15 protein-coding genes are annotated in these 17,815 nt (G+C 64.9%); 3 read left to right on the top strand and 12 right to left on the bottom strand.

Features of this window, described 5'->3' with window-relative positions:
* Positions 1-23: 23 nt before the first annotated feature.
* A complete protein-coding gene (locus BIWAKO_RS12690) occupies positions 24-1,337 on the bottom strand; it encodes an aspartate aminotransferase family protein (RefSeq protein WP_244523433.1) in 1,314 nt (437 codons plus the stop codon).
* 135 nt (positions 1,338-1,472) lie between these two features.
* Here BIWAKO_RS12690 and BIWAKO_RS12685 point away from each other — a divergent pair, with 135 nt between their 5' ends.
* Positions 1,473-2,264: an IclR family transcriptional regulator gene (locus BIWAKO_RS12685; RefSeq protein ID WP_069878983.1), complete on the top strand. Its 792-nt coding sequence runs from the start codon at positions 1,473-1,475 to the stop codon at positions 2,262-2,264.
* 65 nt (positions 2,265-2,329) lie between these two features.
* On the opposite strand, the gene BIWAKO_RS12680 is transcribed toward BIWAKO_RS12685, so the two are convergent.
* The 11 genes from BIWAKO_RS12680 to BIWAKO_RS12630 all read right to left on the bottom strand — a co-directional run bounded on the left by BIWAKO_RS12680 (position 2,330) and on the right by BIWAKO_RS12630 (position 15,787).
* Positions 2,330-3,277 (bottom strand): ABC transporter permease, encoded by a 948-nt coding sequence (locus tag BIWAKO_RS12680; protein WP_069878982.1) that lies wholly within the window; start codon positions 3,275-3,277, stop codon positions 2,330-2,332.
* Positions 3,274-4,143 (bottom strand): ABC transporter permease, encoded by an 870-nt coding sequence (locus tag BIWAKO_RS12675; RefSeq protein WP_069878981.1) that lies wholly within the window; start codon positions 4,141-4,143, stop codon positions 3,274-3,276. Before BIWAKO_RS12675 ends, BIWAKO_RS12680 begins: the two co-directional genes overlap by 4 nt.
* A 79-nt stretch (positions 4,144-4,222) precedes the next feature.
* A complete protein-coding gene (locus BIWAKO_RS12670; protein WP_069878980.1) occupies positions 4,223-5,764 on the bottom strand; it encodes an ABC transporter substrate-binding protein in 1,542 nt (513 codons plus the stop codon).
* Positions 5,765-5,797: 33 nt separating this feature from the next.
* Positions 5,798-7,306: a M81 family metallopeptidase gene (locus BIWAKO_RS12665; protein WP_069878979.1), complete on the bottom strand. Its 1,509-nt coding sequence runs from the start codon at positions 7,304-7,306 to the stop codon at positions 5,798-5,800.
* Between the two features lie 191 nt (positions 7,307-7,497).
* Entirely contained in the window at positions 7,498-8,532 is a 1,035-nt protein-coding gene (locus tag BIWAKO_RS12660; RefSeq protein WP_074471543.1) for an ABC transporter ATP-binding protein, read from the bottom strand.
* A complete protein-coding gene (locus BIWAKO_RS12655; RefSeq protein ID WP_069878978.1) occupies positions 8,529-9,347 on the bottom strand; it encodes an ABC transporter ATP-binding protein in 819 nt (272 codons plus the stop codon). The genes BIWAKO_RS12660 and BIWAKO_RS12655 overlap by 4 nt, the downstream gene beginning before the upstream one ends.
* Positions 9,344-10,219 carry an ABC transporter permease gene (locus tag BIWAKO_RS12650; protein ID WP_244523432.1) on the bottom strand — a complete coding sequence of 292 codons (876 nt, stop codon included), beginning with the start codon at positions 10,217-10,219 and terminating at the stop codon, positions 9,344-9,346. Before BIWAKO_RS12650 ends, BIWAKO_RS12655 begins: the two co-directional genes overlap by 4 nt.
* A gap of 2 nt (positions 10,220-10,221) precedes the next feature.
* The gene (locus BIWAKO_RS12645) at positions 10,222-11,163 is read right to left on the bottom strand and encodes an ABC transporter permease (RefSeq protein WP_069878977.1); all 942 of its coding nucleotides are present in this window, start codon (positions 11,161-11,163) and stop codon (positions 10,222-10,224) included.
* A gap of 37 nt (positions 11,164-11,200) precedes the next feature.
* On the bottom strand, positions 11,201-12,799 hold the full coding sequence (locus tag BIWAKO_RS12640) for an ABC transporter substrate-binding protein (RefSeq protein WP_244523431.1): 1,599 nt from the start codon (positions 12,797-12,799) through the stop codon (positions 11,201-11,203).
* A 223-nt stretch (positions 12,800-13,022) separates the two neighbouring features.
* A complete protein-coding gene (locus BIWAKO_RS12635; protein ID WP_069878975.1) occupies positions 13,023-14,333 on the bottom strand; it encodes an alanine racemase in 1,311 nt (436 codons plus the stop codon).
* The gene (locus BIWAKO_RS12630; protein WP_069878974.1) at positions 14,324-15,787 is read right to left on the bottom strand and encodes a M81 family metallopeptidase; all 1,464 of its coding nucleotides are present in this window, start codon (positions 15,785-15,787) and stop codon (positions 14,324-14,326) included. Before BIWAKO_RS12630 ends, BIWAKO_RS12635 begins: the two co-directional genes overlap by 10 nt.
* 189 nt (positions 15,788-15,976) lie before the next feature.
* Between BIWAKO_RS12630 and BIWAKO_RS12625 the strand changes: the two genes are divergently transcribed.
* Together BIWAKO_RS12625 and BIWAKO_RS12620 are read left to right on the top strand one after the other, a co-directional pair.
* The gene (locus tag BIWAKO_RS12625) at positions 15,977-17,491 is read left to right on the top strand and encodes a M81 family metallopeptidase (protein ID WP_069878973.1); all 1,515 of its coding nucleotides are present in this window, start codon (positions 15,977-15,979) and stop codon (positions 17,489-17,491) included.
* A gap of 114 nt (positions 17,492-17,605) precedes the next feature.
* Entirely contained in the window at positions 17,606-17,800 is a 195-nt protein-coding gene (locus tag BIWAKO_RS12620) for a DUF6494 family protein (RefSeq protein WP_069878972.1), read from the top strand.
* The last annotated feature ends 15 nt before the right edge of the window (positions 17,801-17,815 follow it).

The raw sequence follows: 17,815 nt of genomic DNA, 5'->3' as shown, positions 1-17,815 counted from the left end.
ATGTCAGGCGGGCATCGGTCCGATCAGATTTCGCGCACGGCGCCGCGCACCGCCTCCAGAGTCGCCTCGATGATCCCTGCATCGTGCTCGGATGAGACGAACCACGCGCCTCGCTCGAGCACGCGAACGCCGCGTTTCAGCAGCGCGAGCGCAAAGCGACTGTAGGCCGCCTTGTCGGACGCTGCGACATCCCGGTAGTCGCGCGCCGGCGCGTCGAGCCCGAAGGCAATGTGGAACATCAGCGGAAAGCCCGCGACCTGGGCCTTGATGCCTGCCTGAGTCAGGATCTCACGAATGCCGTCCTGGAGCCGTTGGCCGTGAACCGAGCTGCGCTCGTAGTGCTCCGGCGTCAGTGACTGCTGCGTTGCGACCATCGCCGCCATCGCGATCGGCTGCGCATTGAAGGTGCCGCCATGGAGCACGCCATCCGCGAACATATCGATCAGCTCGCCCCGCCCCGCGATCGCTGCGACGGGAAAACCGTTGGCAATCGCCTTCGCCAGGATCGTGAGGTCCGGCGTGACGCCGAAGCGCTCCTGGGCACCGCCGCGGCCAAGGCGGAAACCCGTGATGACCTCGTCGAAGATCAGCAGGGCGCCGTGGGCGCGGCAGGCAGCGAGCGCACCCTGCAGATAGCCTGGCAGCGGTGCGATGGCGCCCTGGTTGCACATGGCCGGCTCCATCATCACCGCCGCGACGTCCCCGCGGGCAAGGCGGGCCTCGAGAGCAGCGAGGTCATTCCAGCCGAGGATCGACAGACCGTCGCCCGCGCTGGGGTCCTGCCCCCGGCTCCCGGCGACAGGCGTGGGCGCGTCGCTCGGACCGGCCGCATTGAGGCCCGGCGCCGTTGACCACAGGACGTTGTCGAACCAGCCGTGATAATGCCCTTCGAACTTGACGATGGTGCGCCGCCCCGTCGCCGCACGAGCGAGGCGGATCGCGGCCTGCGCCACCTCGGAGCCCGAGGACCCGAAGCGAAGCCGCTCGGCACTGGGAACGCGCTCGCAGATCAGCTTCGCCGCCTCGTGCTCGATCGGTGCCTGGCCGGCAAACAGGATGCCTCGCTCCGCTTGGCGCTGCACCGCCTCAATGACCCGGGCCGGGGTGTGGCCGAGCACCGTTGCCCCCATTCCGCAGTAATAATCGATGATGCGGTTGCCATCGACATCGATGAGATGGGCCCCTTCGCCTCGCTCAAAGACGAGCGGGCCCGGCGCCATGCCCAGCCTGAAGTTGCTGTTCACGCCGCCAGCGATGTAGCGCGCATTCGCAGCGATCTGCCGCGCCGATTCCTCAAAACGCAGTGTTGCTGCTGGTCCGCTTCCGTTCGCTCGCACGTGACTGTTCTCCACTGCCGGTAATTTAAGCAGACCAGAGCCCCCATCTCGTGTAAAGGAACACGGGTTTCGTCTTGCGGAATTCACAGGGACCCGCTATGCGCAATCTCGCGACAGCGAGAATGCGGGGCAACCATGCCGAAGAAATCGGGCAACCCTTACGTCGTGCAGCCCGTGATGAAGGCGCTCAAGGTGCTGGAATTCGTCGCGCGCCATGGTCACGAGATCGCGCTCACGACCGTCGGACGTGAGCTGCGGATTCCGAAGACGACGACGTTCCGCTACCTGCAAACGCTGACGGAAGCCGGTTTCGTCAGCCACAATCGCGAGACCGACAAATACAATCTCGGGCCGCTGCTGCGCTCGATCGCGCGTGCCGATGCGAGCTTCAGCAAGATCCGGCAGCTCGCACGCCCGGCGATGGTCGAGCTGATGAACGAGTTCAATGAGACCGTGAATCTCGCGGTGAAGGGCAACGGCACGATCGTCTATATCGACCTCATCGAGGCCAATCGCTCGCTGCGCATGCAGGCGCGGATCGGCGACAGCCATCCGATGCATTCCACCGCGCTGGGTAAGGCGATCCTCGCCTTTCTTCCCGAGGCGGAAAAATTGCGCCAGCTCGACCTGCCTCTGACCGAACGAACCGGGCGCACGCTGCTTGAGCGCGAAGAGATCGAGCGCCAACTTCGACAGGTCGCCAAGCTCGGCTACGCTACGGAAATCGGCGAAAACGAAGATGGGGCGATGTGCGTCGGCGTGCCGATCTTCGACGATAATCACTACCCTGTGGCAGCGCTCAGTATCTCGGCGCCGCTGATGCGAATGCCGCGGCCGCTCGCCGCGAAGGCGGGAATGCGGCTGCGCGAGGTCGCCGCGCATATCTCCAGCCATCTCGGCTCGCAGGATCCCATAATCTCCGCCTGACAGGCATGGCCGGCGCGAGCCCTGCACATGCAGGCCTGCGCCGGACCTCGCACTCCGGAGCGGCATCAACGATATTCGATGCGTGGATCGATCCACGCATAGAGCAGGTCGATGATCAGGTTGACCAGCATATAGCCGACCAGGATCACCATGATGCAGCCCTGGATCAGCGGGTAGTCGCGGGTGCTGATCGCCTGGATGACCAGGCGCCCGAGCCCCGGATAGGTGAAGACAGCTTCCGTCACCACCGCGCCGCCGATGAAATTCGCCATCATCAGGCCGACGATCGTGACGAAGGGCAGCAGAGCGTTGCGCATGATGTGGAGGCCGACGACGCGGCTTTCCGGCAAACCCTTGGCCCGCGCCGTGCGGACATAGTCCTGCTTGGCTTCGCCGATCAGCGACGCGCGCAGGAACCTCGCAAAGATGCCGGAGACATAGATGCCCAAAGTCAGCGCCGGCAGCATGAGACTGCGGAGCGCATCCACCGGCGCCTCCCAGAGCGGCACGTAGCGCGAGGCGGATGGCAGCCAGCGGAGCTCGACGGCGAAGAGCAGGATCAGCAGGATGCCGAGCCAGAAGGTCGGCACACCCAGCGCCAGCGCGCTCCACCCGCTCAGCAGGCGGTCGAGCCAGGAATTGGGCCGCGCGGCGCTGGCAACCGCGACGGGGATGCCGACGGCCAACGCCACCAGGATCGCGGCGAATGCCAATTGCAGCGTTGCCGGGAGGCGCTCCCCGATCAACGCCAGAACCGGCTGGCGGCTGTGCAGCGAGAGGCCGAAATCGCCGCGCACCGCCTGGCCGAGCCAGTCGAAATATTGGATCAGCATCGGTCGATCGAGGCCATAGCGCGCGATGGTGGCCGCAATCTCCTCCGGCGAGGCGTTCTCACCAACGAGCACCGCGACAGGGCCGCCCGGCACCGCGTAGATCATCGCGAATATGGCGAAGGACGCGAGAAACAGCACCGGCAGCATCTGCAAAAGGCGGCGCAACAAATAGCCCGTCATCGCCCCCTGCGCTCCGGAATGCCAGTATCCTGCCTGTCGAGCAGTGCGGTCAGGGCGCGGCCGATCGTATCGAAAGAGAGGATCGTCAAAGTCAGCACGAGACCGGGCAGCACGGCGTAGGTCGGCGCCTCGTGCAGATAGGATTTCCCCGTTCGCAGCATTTCGCCCCAGCTCGGCGTCGGCGGCGGCACGCCAACTCCGAGAAAGGCGAGCGCAGCCTCCAGCAGGATCGCGACCGAGGCGAGCACGATCGCCTGGACGACCAGCGGACTCAGCGCGTTGGGCAGGATGGTGCGGAACATGATGTAGGAGGAGCCGCCACCGAAGCTGCGCACGGCCGTGACGAAATCGAGTTGGCGCAGAGCCATGACCTGCGCCCGCGCGATCCGCGCGAAATTCGGTATTCCAGCAATACCGACCGCGACCAGGGCCGCCGCCTGGCTGCGGCCGAGCACGGCGATCAGCGCCATGGCGAACAGGATGTTCGGCAGCGCCAGCAAGACATCGATGCAGCGCATCAGCACTGAATCGCGCCAATCCCCGAAAAAGCCGGCAACGAGCCCGACCGGCACGCCGACTAGCGCCGCGATAACGACGGCACCGAAGGCGGTGACGAGCGACGTCCGCGCGCCATAGACCACGCGCGCCAGGATATCGCGCCCAAGCTCGTCGGTGCCAAACCAGGCGGAAGCCGATGGTGGCATCAGCGAGTCCGCCAGGTTCTGCGTCAGCGGGTCCAGGGGGAGCACATCGGCAAACACCGCCGCCAGTGCCACCAGCAGCAGGAAGGCGAAACTCAGCGACGTCCCACGACGAGCAGAAAGCCGGCGCAACACTTGCCAGGTCGATCCCAAGGTCGCGCTCATCGCGTCACGCCACGCAGCCATGGGCTGCGTGGCGCCGCGGTTGCGGCCGGGCGACGGCGTCCCGCCTCGCCGCTCCCCATTACTTGAACCCGATCGTCCGCGCGACGAAGAGGTTGTCGATTTCGAGTGTCACCCCGGCGACCTTATCGGAAGCGACGATCAGACCGACCTCGTAGGAATTGGTCGGTATCGCGAAGGCCTCGTCCACCAGCACCTTATTCAGGTTGTCATAGGAGGCCTTGACCTCTGCCGCTCCGCCCGACGCGCCATCGACCTTGGCAATCGCCGCGACATAGGTCGGATGCGGGTGCGGGTCCTTGAGGATCGGATTCTGCGAGGTTCGGTAGATCGAATTCGTCGTCAGGCGCGACGGGAATTTCTGGACATTGCCGACCGCGCCGAAGACCGCCGCGAAATCACCACCCAGCAGGGCGCTGACGAATTCGGCCCCCTGGCGGATGTCAAGCTCGATCGGAATCCCGACCTTGCCGAGAGAGGCCTGCACGATCTGGCTGATCTGGACCGAGGCCTCGTCACTGCCATTGACCAGCATCTTCCAGTCTTTCATCTCGGCTGCCGAGAGGCCGGATGCAGCAAGCAAGGCCTTCGCCTTGTCGAGATCGTAGGCATAGGTCTTGGTGTAGCTCGCGTCGAAGGCCGGGCTTGCCGGCGCCCAGGGCTGCGCCACAACCTCGCCCATGCCGGCATAGCCGACGCGCAGGATGCCCGCTCGATCCATCAGGTGGTTAAAGGCCTGGCGGTAGGATTTGTTGCGGAAGGGGCCGCGAGTCGAGTTGATACGGAAAACCTGGACGAGCTTGCCCGGCCCGGAAAAGACCTGGTAGCCCGCGCTCTTGAGGCGCACGGCGCTACGCGAGGAGCCGTTATAGATGATGTCGACGGCGCCCGACTCGAGCGCCGCGCTCGCCGCCGCATCCTCGCTGAAAACAGTGAAGACGAGATCCTGCACGATCGGCTGCTTCTCACGCCAGTAGTTCGGGTTGGCCTTGAGGCGCAGTCCCTGCCCGACCGCGCGGCTTACCAGAGTGAAGGGGCCGGTACCGGCCGGAACCGTCTCGACCGTATCGATGCCCTTTGCCTCGATCGGGATCAGGAACTGCAGGAGGTCGAGGATCTGCCGTTCCGGAACCGGGGCCTTGAAGTTGATCACCACCGTCCGGTCATCGGGCGCCGACCAGTCCTTGACGATCGACATCGTGGAAAAGACGTTCTTGCCGCGCTTGGGATCGGCTCCCTTCTGCAGCGTCGCCAACACGGAATCAGCCTTGAACGGCGTGCCACTATGGAAGGTCACACCGTCGCGAAGCTTCACGCTGACCGAGGTCTTGTCGGGAGCGATCGTCCACTCGGTCGCCAGGCTCGGCTCCGGCTTTCCCTCGGGCGTATACTCGATCAGGCTGTCATAGAGGTTCTTGATGACATGGAAATTGACGGTCGAGAGCTGCTGCGGATCGTAATTGGCGAGTTCGCTCAGCACTGCGACACGCAACGTGCCGCCCTTCAGTTGCTGAGCGACGGCCGGGAGTGAGATCGCCAGGGGAGCTGCTGCAGCCAGGGCGATGCCCCCCATGCAGAATTGACGTCGCGATACGGTGGTCATCCGGCATACTCCCCTTTTTGGTTGGTCTTCGTGTCAGCTCATCCCCGCTCCTGGCTGGGACGAATGCGCCCGCCAGTCGCTTATTGTTTCAAGTGGATAGACGGGGCGCGGAATCCGCGCCCAGGGCAAGGTGAAGACGTCCGACTGCCCGGGCCCGCGCGTATCGGCACGAATGACCTCCGAGGAGATCGGCGCGAAATATTGGAAATTCGACGCCGTCTTGAGGACAGCCATCTTGTAGTCGGCGAGATCGACGCCGAAGGCTTCGTAGACGCCCGGCACATTGCCGGCGACTCCGCGCAATTCGCTGATCAGGAGGGTCACGGGCCCGACGTCGAAAACAACGACCCGGCCCATATCGACCTCGTTCTGGTGGTTGTAGATCAGCGGCACGGGCCCGCCCCCGATTCGCCGGACCGTGCCGGTGACGTCGAGTGGCGTAAAGAACGCCGGCGCCGCATCGCCGCCCAGCGGGAGCGTCACTTGCGCGCCCTCGCCGGCCGCAACCAGCGTCGCGACCGCCTGCGGCGAAATCAGCGGGATCAGCGCGCGGCTGCCGATGCCGAGCCTGAGGATCGATTCCAGGATCAGGTTGCTGTCGCCGGCGGAGCCACCGAAGACGGTATCGCCGGTGTCGCTGAGCACGACCATACCGCGCTCCGCAGCGTCGGCCTTGCGCACGGCCTCGTCGACCGAGACGGCCTCCCGGACCTGGAAATCATCGCGCATCGACCAGGCGAGGTCGGCGAGCTCATCCGCCAGGGTCTCGGCCAGGGACGAGTCGCCATCCGTGACGACGATCGTCGACCAGCCGCCCTCGGCGACGTCGAGCCAGGGCTGCATCGGATAGTTCGACGCCTGCAGCACGCGCTCATCGGACTCCAGCTCGCGAGCCCGATCGAACCAGCACTTCATCGGCCCCTTCGACGTCAGGAACTGCTCTTGATGCGACAGCAGCGGAATCTTGCGCCAGGCCATCACCGGTCGGCGCTTCTCCGCGAGAATCTTGAGTAACAGAGCCGTCCCGATCTTGCCGGTATCGAAGACGTCATGCGGCTGCGTGCGGTGCCCGACGATCGCCGTGCAATTGGCCATGATCTTGCGGGTGATGTTGGCGTGATGATCGAGGCCGAGCAGGATCGGGACTTCGGATCCGAGGATCGAACGGCAGAGCTCGGCCTGCTCGCCTTCGACATCGTCGATATTCTCGGCCGCAGCGGCACCGTGGAGTTGCAGGACGAGTCCGTCGATCGGGCCGACAGCCGCGAGCCCGGCCCGGATCTTGTCCTGAAAGAAATCGAACGCCGCGCGCGTAATCCGGCCGCCGGCGACACTCCAGGCCCTGATGATCGGGATCGTCTCGACCGCAAGGCCGGATTCGGCCACCGCTGCATAGTGACCGCCGATCTGCCCGATCTCGCCAAACTGACGCGCGATCTCGGCCCCCTCATACAGGCCGAATGCCTCGAAATCTGCGAGCGTGGTCGGTACAGGATTGAAATCGTTCGTTTCCTGCACAATGTGAATCAAGGCCAAGCGCACAGAATCCCTCCCGGAAAACGACGGTTCGCCAGCCGAGACGGCAAGGCGATCTCAATGGCTCGCACACCTCGCTATTGAGCGCTCACGCCGGTTGAACCTGTCGCAATGCGCCAAAACATGGGAAAAACGTACTGACGGCGCCATTTCGGGTCAAGGATTCCCTGTTTCGCAAGAAGAAACCGCTCCAATCTTCACAGGGCCGACGAACCTGTATTCCCGACCTCGCTTGGCTCACGAGGCAGCGCTTCCCGGCGCGGCCAATAGCGGCACGAGACGCCGTGACCTGCCTCGACTTCGTGCCACTCCGCACTGTTGCTGCTCGCGTGATCGTCGCCGTGGACACAGCCGCCGCCATCGCCTTCGAGAAAGCGCAGATCCGGCGGCGGCCGCCGGAGCCGTTCGCGTTGGCGGACGGGATCCGGGACCGGCACCGCATCCAGCAATACGCGCGTATAGGGATGGGCGGGGCTGTCATAGACTTGAGCGGCGCTGCCCATTTCGACGACCCGGCCCCGATACATCACCGCCACGCGACCGGCGACTTCGCGAACGATCGCGAGATCATGCGCGATGAACAGGTAAGAAAGGCCGAGTTTCGCCTGAAGCGACTGCAACAGGTCCACGATCTGCGCCTGGGTGCGGACGTCGAGCGCCGAGACCGGCTCGTCGCAGACGATGAAATCCGGGTTGACCGCCAGTGCCCGGGCGATGACGACGCGCTGGCGCTGGCCGCCGGAGAATTCGTGCGGGTAGCGCTGCATCATCCCCGGATCGAGGCTGACCAGGTCCAGAAGCTCGGCGACACGTTCCTGCAGCCGGGCAGGAGGCACCGAGCGATGCACCTGAAGCGGCTCGCGCAGGATCTGTCCGATCGTCATGCGTGGGTGCAAGCTCGAATACGGATTCTGCAGCACGAACTGCATATGGCGCCGCATCTGCCGCAATCGTGCGGCCGGCATCGTGGTCAATTCCTCGCCGAGCAGTTTCACCGAGCCGGAATATGTCTTCTGCAGCTGCAGGATCGCCCGGCCGGTCGTGCTCTTGCCCGAACCGGACTGCCCGACGAGCCCCAGCGTCTGGCCGGGCCCGATATCGAAGGAGACGCGATCGACCGCCTTCAGCGCCTTGCCGTCGCCCCTGCCGGGAAAGCGCACCGACAGATCGCGGACCTGAAGCAGTGGCGTCGACAGCGCCTCGGCGAGTGCAGCGGGATTGTGACCGGTCATCGCATCTGCCCGGCGCTATCAAGACGCGGCACGGCATCGAGCAGGGCTCGCGTATAGGCGTGCTGAGGGGAGGCGAAGACGTTCTCGATCGCTCCGGCTTCGACGATCTCGCCGCGATACATCACGTTGACCCGGTCGACCATGCCGGCCACGACGCCGAAATCATGGGTGATCAGCATCAACGCCATGCCGCGCTCCTCTTTCAGCCGCAACAGCAGCCGCAGGATCTGCGCCTGCACGGTGACGTCGAGCGCCGTCGTCGGCTCATCGGCGATCAGCAGGTCCGGCTCGCAGGAAATCGCCATCGCGATCATGACGCGTTGGCGCATGCCGCCCGAGAACTCGTGCGGATGATCGTCGAGGCGCCGCGCCGCATCGGGTATCCCGACCTGGGCGAGCAGCTCGATGCAGCGTTCCCGCGCCGCCTTGCCGGACAGCCCGGTGTGGTGGCGGAGCATATCGGTCATCTGCGCGGCAACGCTCAGCACCGGATTGAGCGATGTCATCGGGTCCTGGAAGACCATGGCGATGCGCCGTCCGCGCAGGGCGCGCATCTCCGCCTCGCTCTTTGCCAGGATGTCCTGCCCGACGAAGCGGACCTCGCCACCAAGCGCGACAGAGGTGCCTTCAGGCGTGAGCCGCATCAGAGCCTTGGCCGTGACGCTCTTGCCGCAACCGGATTCGCCGACGAAACCGACCGCCTCATCAGTGCCGATATCGAAGGAGATGCCTCGCACGGCCTGGATGACCTCGCGGCGCGTGGTGACGCTGGCAGTGAGGTTGCGGACACTCAGGAGCGGACCAGTGCCGGTCATCGCACGCTCCCGACATCGAATACGTCGCGCAGGCCATTGGCCAGGATGATGAAGGTCAGCGTCGCGAACACGATCGCGGCGGCGGGACCGATTACGGTCAGCGGCGCCAGTTCCATGAATTGGCGCGCTTCGGACAGCATGCCGCCCCAGTTCGGATCGGGCGGTGGCGGGCCGAGCCCGAGGAAGGACAGCGCCGTCACCGTAAAGATCGTCTGGGACAGGGTCAGGCTAGTCGCCACAAGGATTGGCGAGACCACGAGCGGCAGAATATGGCGGAGAACCAGCCGGAATTCGCTCATGCCGATACTGCGCGCGGCCTCGACATGGTCCCATTGCTTCACGCTGAGCACGGGCGCGCGCACCACCCTGGCCATGGCCGGCGTATACACGATGGCGATGGTCAGGATCAGATTGGGAATGGTCGGCCCCAGGGCTGCAACCACCGCAATCGCGAGAAGCATCACCGGGAAGGCGAAGACCACATCCAGAACGCGCATGATCACGTCATCGACCAGGCCGCCCAGGTAGCCCGAGAGCAGTCCAAGAACGAGACCGCCGACAAGTGCGATGAAGACGGCCGTGATCGTGATCAGAAGCGTAGTGCGGCCACCGACGATCAGCCGGCTGAGGACGTCGCGCCCGATCGAGTCCGTGCCGAGCCAGTGGCGCGCACTGGCTCCGGCGAGGGAGTCGGGCGAGGTCGCGGAAGGATCGAACGGGACAATGAAGGGCGCGAAGATCGTGACGACCAACATCGTCGCCAACATCGCCAGTCCGATCCCGAGCAGCAGTCCGCCCTGCGTGAGCCGGGGCCTCCATTTGACCGCGCGCACGCCGAGGGCCTGGTTCTGAACTGCGTTCTTCGAGATCACCTTCACAGCTTCACCCGTGCATCGACCCGCGCGTAGGCGATGTCGATCATCGTATTGACCACGACCACGATGGCGGAAGCCGTCAGGACGATGGCCTGGATCACCGGGTAGTCGCGGCTATTGATGGAATCGAACAGATATTGGCCCATTCCGGGAATGGCGAAGATGGTCTCGACCAGGATGCTGCCGCCGAGCAGCGCCGCGATCTTGAGACCGGTTGCGGTAATGACCGGCGTCATGGCGTTGCGGACAAGGTAGTCGCGCAGGATCCTGCCGGGAGGCAGCCCTTTCGCGCGGGCGACCATGACGAAATCCTGGTTGGCCACCTCGAGGACGGCAGCACGGGTATTCTCGGAAATCGTGACCGAGACCGCCAGGGCCAGAGCGAGCGCCGGCAGCAGCAGGCTGCCAATATTAGCGAGTGGATCTTCGAGGAACGGCGTGTAGCCGAAGATCGAGACCTGCGGGAAATAGAGGCCGAAGAGCAGCACGATCAGCGTCGCGACCACATAGTTCGGCACGGCCAGCATTACGCCGTTATAGAGCCGGACGATCCAGTCGACCGTGCCCCGCATGCGCGCCGCAGCAAGCCCGGTCGCCACTCCCATCACCATCGAGATGATCGCGGCGACCAGCGTCAGCTGGAAGGTCACCGCAAGCCGGTCGAACAATTCCGGCCGGACCGGCTGGCGCGTCACGAAGGACGTGCCGAGATCGCCAAGGATCGCATGACCGAGCCAGGCCCAATATTGCGCCAGCAGCGAACGATCGAGCCCAAGATCCTGCCGGATCGCCGCCAGGACCTCTGGTGCGACGCTCTGCGACCCCGCCGCGGCGATGGCGAAATCGCCCGGCAGGGCCCGCATCATCGCAAAGGCGATGAAGGAGACCGCCAGCAGGATGGCCAGCATCCAGGCGAGGCGCCCCAGGACGAAGCGCTTCATCGACCGGCGCCCAGCGTGCCGAGAGCAAAGGGGGAAGCTATTTTTTCAGCCATGCGGTGCGCACGAAGGAGCGGATATTCGCAGCGATCGGGACGTAATCCTTGACGTAGTTCCACCAGATCTCCCAGCGAAGCGGGTACTGGTAAACCTGAATGATGTAGGCCTGATCGGCGATGTGGCGCTGGATTGCCAAATTCTTGGCCGCCCGCAGGCCGAGGTCGAGTTCGGCGCGGGCCTCGAGGATCATCCTGTCGAGTTCCGCATCGTTCGATCCCATGCCTTTGCCCGTATTGCTGCCCGACGTGATGTATTGAAGGGTCGCGTCCGAATCCGGCGTCCAGGACAGGGCGACGGAGAGCAGCGTCGGCCATGTACCGGTGGTCCACATGGTCAACAATGGCGCCGTCTCCATCGGCACCAGCTTGACCGTGATTCCCGCCGCCTGCCATTGCTGCTGCAGGATCTGCGCGCAGGCGACATCGAGCGGATTGGCTGCGACGATGATGTAATTGCCGAGATCGATGCCGTCGGGATAACCGGCCTCGGCCAGCAGGGCCTTCGCCGCGGCCGGATCATGCTTGTAATAGGGCAGTTCCCCGGTGCCATCATAGCCGCCGACCTGGCTCTCCGGGATCATCGCGCCGATCTTGCCCGAGCCGCCCAGGATCGTGTCGAGGCAGGCCTTGCGGTCGGTCGCAAGGCTGAGCGCGCGGCGCACCCTGATATCGTTCAGGGGCTTGGCCTTCATGTTCAGCCAGACGGGAAAGGTCCGCGAGGTCTGACCGGGAGCGGAGACCAGGTTGGGTGAGGTCCGCGCGATCGCCGCCGCGACCTTCGGGTCCTTCAGCCAGGTCATGTCGATCGCCCGTGATCGCAGCGCCGAAGTCAGCGTGGCCTGATCCTTGTAGAACTTGAACACCACCCTTGAGAGATGTGGCTGCCCCTTCTCGTAATAGCTCGCATGCGCGGTCAGCGAGAATTGCAGGTTCGGCTGATAGGCCTCGAAAACGAAGGGGCCGGTTCCGACGGGCTGCGTGTTGAGATTTTCGACGCCGGCCGGGACGATCGCACCATTGGGGCTGGTCGCCAGATTGCTCAGGAAGGCCGCATCCGTCGCGTTCAACTGGAATTTGACGGTGTAGGGGTCAATGACGGTGACCGCATCGACGCTGGAATAGGACGCCCGCAAGCGGCTGCCGGAAGCGGGATTCAGGATGCGATCGAAAGTATGCTTCACATCATTGGCCGTGAAATCCTGGCCATTGTGGAATTTCACGCCCTGACGCAGCCGGAAGACATAGGTCTTGGGATCGGGCTGATCGTAGCTCAGCGCGAGGTCGGGCTCGATCTTCATCTGCGCGGACCAGCGCAGCAGCCCCGTATAGATCAGGCTGGTGAAATCATAGGAGGAGAACGCCGTGAGCGTGACCGGATCGAGCCCGATCGGATCGGCATCGGCGCCGATCGTCAGCGTTCCACCGGAAACCGGCGTCTCGGCCGCAGCGTCGCCGACCATGATCGCGGGCGAAAGCGCCAAGGTGCTGCTGGCAAGCACGAGCCGCAGCAGGCTGCGGCGCGATAGCTCCTCTGCCATATCCGGCTCGGCGGCGATCATCGGGAATGACGGAGGCTTCACAAACGATCCTTCCACATATGATCAGAGGGCATGATTTCGGCCTGACGCTTGCAGGACGCTGATCTCCCATCAGCGCCCGCCGCATGAAGCGCGGCGCCTGTCGGCGCCCGCTTCTGTCCACCCGCAGACCATCCCTCTCTGAGATCGAGGCTATGAGTCACCAGAATTCACGTCAAGGATTCCGGGTTCCACAACGAGAAACACAGATCCCGCGAAGGGCTCTTCAAAAGAACGTTCTGATTCCGCCCCGCACTCCGTAATCGTTGTCGACCAGCATCAGCAGGGCCCATTTGTCGAAGGTCGTGCAGGGATGACCGATGCCGAAGCCGACCATGTCGCCGACCTGAAGCGGGCTCTCTTCCGGCGTGCCGAGATGGCAATGCTGGTCATTGAGCGCGAGAACCGTGTGCCCTGCCGGCATCCGTTCGGGCTTGCCCATGCCTGGACGAAACCAGTGCAGTGCGACCGGCATGCCCGCATCATAACTGATGTCGCGTTTGCCGACCGTGAGCAGGCTGCGCCCGCGCTCGGGCCTCGACTGGACATAGGCCCAGACCTCAAGCGCCGGCTCGAGGCCGCCCGCCGGCAGGGTCAAGCTGGTTTCCATGACGATGCGCTGGAATGCACTGGCATAGGCTGTTGAATCATGGGTCAGGTAGCAGCCCGAGCGCAGCACCTTCACGATTGGCCGTGCAAAGGACGCCGCGTTCAATTTCTCTCCGACGCGGTCGAATAGCGAGGTTCCACCAGCGCTCAGCACCATCGGATCGGGACCGAGCAAACCCTCCGCTTCGGCCGCCAGCGCCACGTCGATCATGTCATCGAGCAGGCGGTCTGCACCCGCAGTGACACTGTGCAACCCTTCGAAACATTCGAAGCCAGCGAGTTGCAGCCCAGCCGCCCCATGAATGGCACGGGCAATCGCCATCGCCTCGTCTCGGCTGCGCGCGCCCGTCCGGCCGCCCACGAAGCCGATCTCGACCAGGATGCGCAAAGGATTGCCTGATGGCGGCGGCGCACGCCGGGCGGCCTCCGCCAGCAATGCGACGCCTTCGACGCTGTCGGCCAGGCAATACAACGCAAAGCCTTCATCCATCACCGCGTCGAGGCAGGCGGCGATTTCCTGGCGCCCGACGGGTTGGTTGGCGAGGATCACGCGCCTGACGCCGAAATGGCGGCACACCTGAAGCTGCTGGATCGTCGCCACGGTGATGGCCCAGGCGCCGTCGGCAATCTGCAGGTCGAAGAGCTGCGGAGCCATGGTGGTCTTGCCATGGGGCGCGATCACGAGGCCATTGCCCGCCGTGAACGCGCTCATCCATTCGCTGTTCCGCCGCAACGCGCTCTCGCGGATCACCGCAAGCGGGAGCGGCAGGTCGCCGGCCAGAACATTCCAGCCTTGCGTCCCGATATCGCCCAGTCGCAGGCCCGATATGCCTGGCGGCAACCCCTTGCTCAGCCCGTCGAGTCGTTGATCGTCGATATCGGCGAGTGACAGACGCGGTAGCGCGCCACCGGAGGCGATCAGAGCCATGGGTTCGGGTCCAGCGGCGAGAATGGGCGGCTAATCTTGGTGTAGGGGATCTTGCTGGCATCCGGTGGATAGGGACCGCCACTGTCGAGATAGAGAACGCTGGCCGCGATCGGCGCAAAGGCCGCGTGGAAATGGTTCGAGGATTTGACCACCACGACCCGCTTCGCGGCCAGATCAACGCCGAGATTGGTGAAGACCGGAGGACTGAAAGTCTGGGCGCGCGTCGAGGCGAGAACGATGTCGAGATTGCCGATGCGGATCGCCGCAGCCGCCCCGAGCGAAACCCAGCTTTGCGCGAATGGCACGACCAGGTCGGGCGTCGTGCCTGTGACCACCACCGTGGCATCGATCGGCCGGCCCGATGAGGGCGCAGCCTTTCCCGCGAAGCGCAGGGATATTTCAGCTCCGACCCCGGCAGCCCGGCACAGACTCACCGCGACAGGGTCCCAGAGCGCTCCGATCGCAGCCGGCACCTCAGGCCGCCTGAGCAAAGCCTCGACCATCACCGAGGAATCGCCGGCGACGCCGCCGCCGGGATTGTCCCAGCGATCGGCGAGGATGACGGGACGGCCATCCTGCGCCAGTGCCAGCGCGGCCTCGATACCCTCATCAGGCTTGTAGTGCTTCGGCGCCGCACCGCTGGGCCCCCAGCGCAGGATTTCCAGCCCAAGCGTCTTGGCGAGCGCCGCCGCCTTGTCCGCATCGCCATCGGCGATGACGAGCACCTTCGTGCCGACATCCGCCACGTCCGCCGCCTGGAAGCCGTGCGCGACCGAGATGCTCAGGATACCGTCCCGGCCTTCCATCGCCTGGATACGGTCGACGAAACTGCGGCCTGGTTCGCGGCTTGTCATGAAGCTCGCAATCCCGCGGCAGTCGAAGACGGCGCTGACGGGTTTCACTTGGCCACGCGCGGCCCGCAGGCAGAGCTCGAGCAGATCCTCGGCCCGATCGAGGAAATCCGTATGCGGAAACTCCTTGAAGGCAACGATGACGTCCGCCGCATCGACCATCTCAGTGGTCAGATGGCAATGCATGTCGAGCTCGGCCCCGATGATGCAGTCGGGACCGGCGATGGCGCGCGCACGCGCCATCAGGTCGCCCTCGCAATCGTCGTAGTCGCGCGCGACCATCGCGCCATGTAGGCCAAACAGCACGATATCGACGGGAAGCGCGGCGCGCAGCTGGCTAAGGATTTCGTCCCGCAGGCTTTCATAGCCCTCGCGCGAGACAAGCCCTGCAGGCTCCGCCCATGTCGCGGTGCCCTCGATCAGGGTGTAGCCCTCGCTTGCGGCCCGGCGGCGGGCGGCGACCATCGGCGCCGAGCACAGTGTCGGCGTTTCCGGATGAGTGCCCGGCGGACAGTAGAAGGCCGCCTCGAAGGCGCTGCGATCGACGAAGAGCGGAGCGAAGGTGTTGGTTTCTGTCGCCAGCGATGCAACGAAGACGCGCATGCAGATAGCCCCCGCTCGGCGAGACGAAGCAGCCGCATCGTCCCGCTCCCCGCGCCGATCTAACGGGAGGTCGCTTCCACCTGTCAAAGCAAGGTGGTTTCTCCAGACGGAATAATGGCGCCTTGATCCGGAACGATCCGGCGTCCGAAATGGAGTAACGCCACACCCGTCGAGATTGGTTTCGTCCGCATGTCACGCACCCGCCGCATCCTGCTCGCCGCGCTGTTCCACGAGACGCACAGCTTCGTCGACGAGATTACGACACTTGCCGACTTCACGATCCGACGTGGCGGCGAGATCTTGCAGCGGCGTGGGGACGGTTCCACCCTCGATGGCTTCCTGGAGGTGGCGGAAGCCGAGGGATGGGAGGTCGTGCCGACCATCGATTACACCGCCCTGCCCTCGGGCACCGTCGAACAGGCTGTCTTCGATCGCTTCCGAGGCGAGTTTGACGCGGGGCTCACGGCCGCCCTCGCGAATGGCGGCCTCGACGGCATCTGGCTCGCGCTGCACGGCGCCATGGTGACGTCGGCATGTCTCGACCCGGAGGGCGCTTTGCTCGCCCATATCCGTGCGGTGCCCGGCTGCGAGAACCTGCCGGTCTTCGGTGTCTTCGACCTCCACGCGAATTTCACCGCGGCCATGGCTGCACACGCCAACGGCCTCGTCGCCTATCGCGAGAACCCTCACACCGATGCTCGGGAATCGGCCAAGCGCGCGGCGCAGCTGCTCGCGCGGGCCCTGAACGAGAACAGCCTTCCGCGCATGTATTCGTGCAACGCCCCCGTCATGTGGCCACCGACAGGAACCGGAACGGCCGACCGGCCGATGCGCGAGCTTGAGGCCATGGCTCGGGCGATCGAAAGCGAGGATCCCGCGATCTGGGCTGTCAACGTCGTCGGCGGCTATTCATTCTCCGATGTTCCCGAGGCCGGCGTCGCATTCTGCGTGGTGACCACGGGAGCGGAAGCTGAGGCGCGCGAAGCCCTGGCGCGGCTCAGTGAAACGGCCGTGGCCTTGCGCGCCTTCGGCCTGCCGAGCGAGTGGGATCTCGACGGCGCCGTCGCGGAGCTGCTGCGCCTCCCGGGCGGCCCCTATATCGTCGTCGAGCCGGCGGACAATATCGGTGGCGGCGCGCCAGGCGACGGCACGTCCGTGCTCCGCGCGTTCCTGCGCCATCAGGTCGAGAACTGTGCCGTCGCCATTGCCGACGCGGCGGCGGTTGCCGCGCTTGCTGATGCCAGGCCGGGCGATGTCCGCAGGATCTCGGTCGGCGGCAAGGGGAGCGCCATCGCCGAAGGCCCGGTCGAGATCGAGGCCCGGTTCGTCAGCCGAAGCGATGGCGACTTTGCGCTGGAGGACCTGAACAGCCATCTCGCCGCCTCCCAGGGTGCCCATTTCAGCATGGGGCCCTCCGCCGTGGTGACCACTGGACGCGGCATCAGCGTGCTGCTGACCAGCCGCAAGACGCCTCCCTTCGACCTTGGGCAGTTCCGCTCGCAGGGCATCCATCCGGAGTCGATGAAGGCGATCGGCGTCAAGGCGGCCGTGGCGCATCGGCGCGCCTACGACAAAATCGCCAAGGGCAGCTACACGGTTGCGACGGCCGGCCCCTGCACCAGCAAGATCGCTTCGCTGCCCTATACGCAGCTCCGCCAGCCCGTGTTTCCGATCCATGCGGAGGACACGCCGAACGAAGGGTGACCCTCGTTCGATGCCAAAGGCTGGCATGTTCTCGCATGCGCGCTGCTGCCGGTGAGCTCATCTGGGTGTATCACCGACGCATGCAGCCCTTGGCAGCGACCTTGGAGAACGATCATGGATGAGGACCGTTTCAACATGGCCGTCCGGAAGTTCCTGAAGGAGGTCGGAGTGACCTCTCAACGCGAGATCGAGCGCGTCGTACGCGAAGGAGACCTGCAGGGACGCGTCGTGCGCCTGCGGATGAGTCTCACGTCAGAGGATGTGCCCTCGCTTCAGCACAGTGTCGAGACGACCATCGACCTCCGCTGAAGCCCATCGGGGTGG

This window comes from Bosea sp. BIWAKO-01 (assembly GCF_001748145.1).
Taxonomy (GTDB): Bacteria; Pseudomonadota; Alphaproteobacteria; order Rhizobiales; family Beijerinckiaceae; genus Allobosea.
The sequence above is the reverse complement of the archived record's forward strand: the minus strand, read 5'-3'. Positions and strand labels throughout refer to the sequence as shown.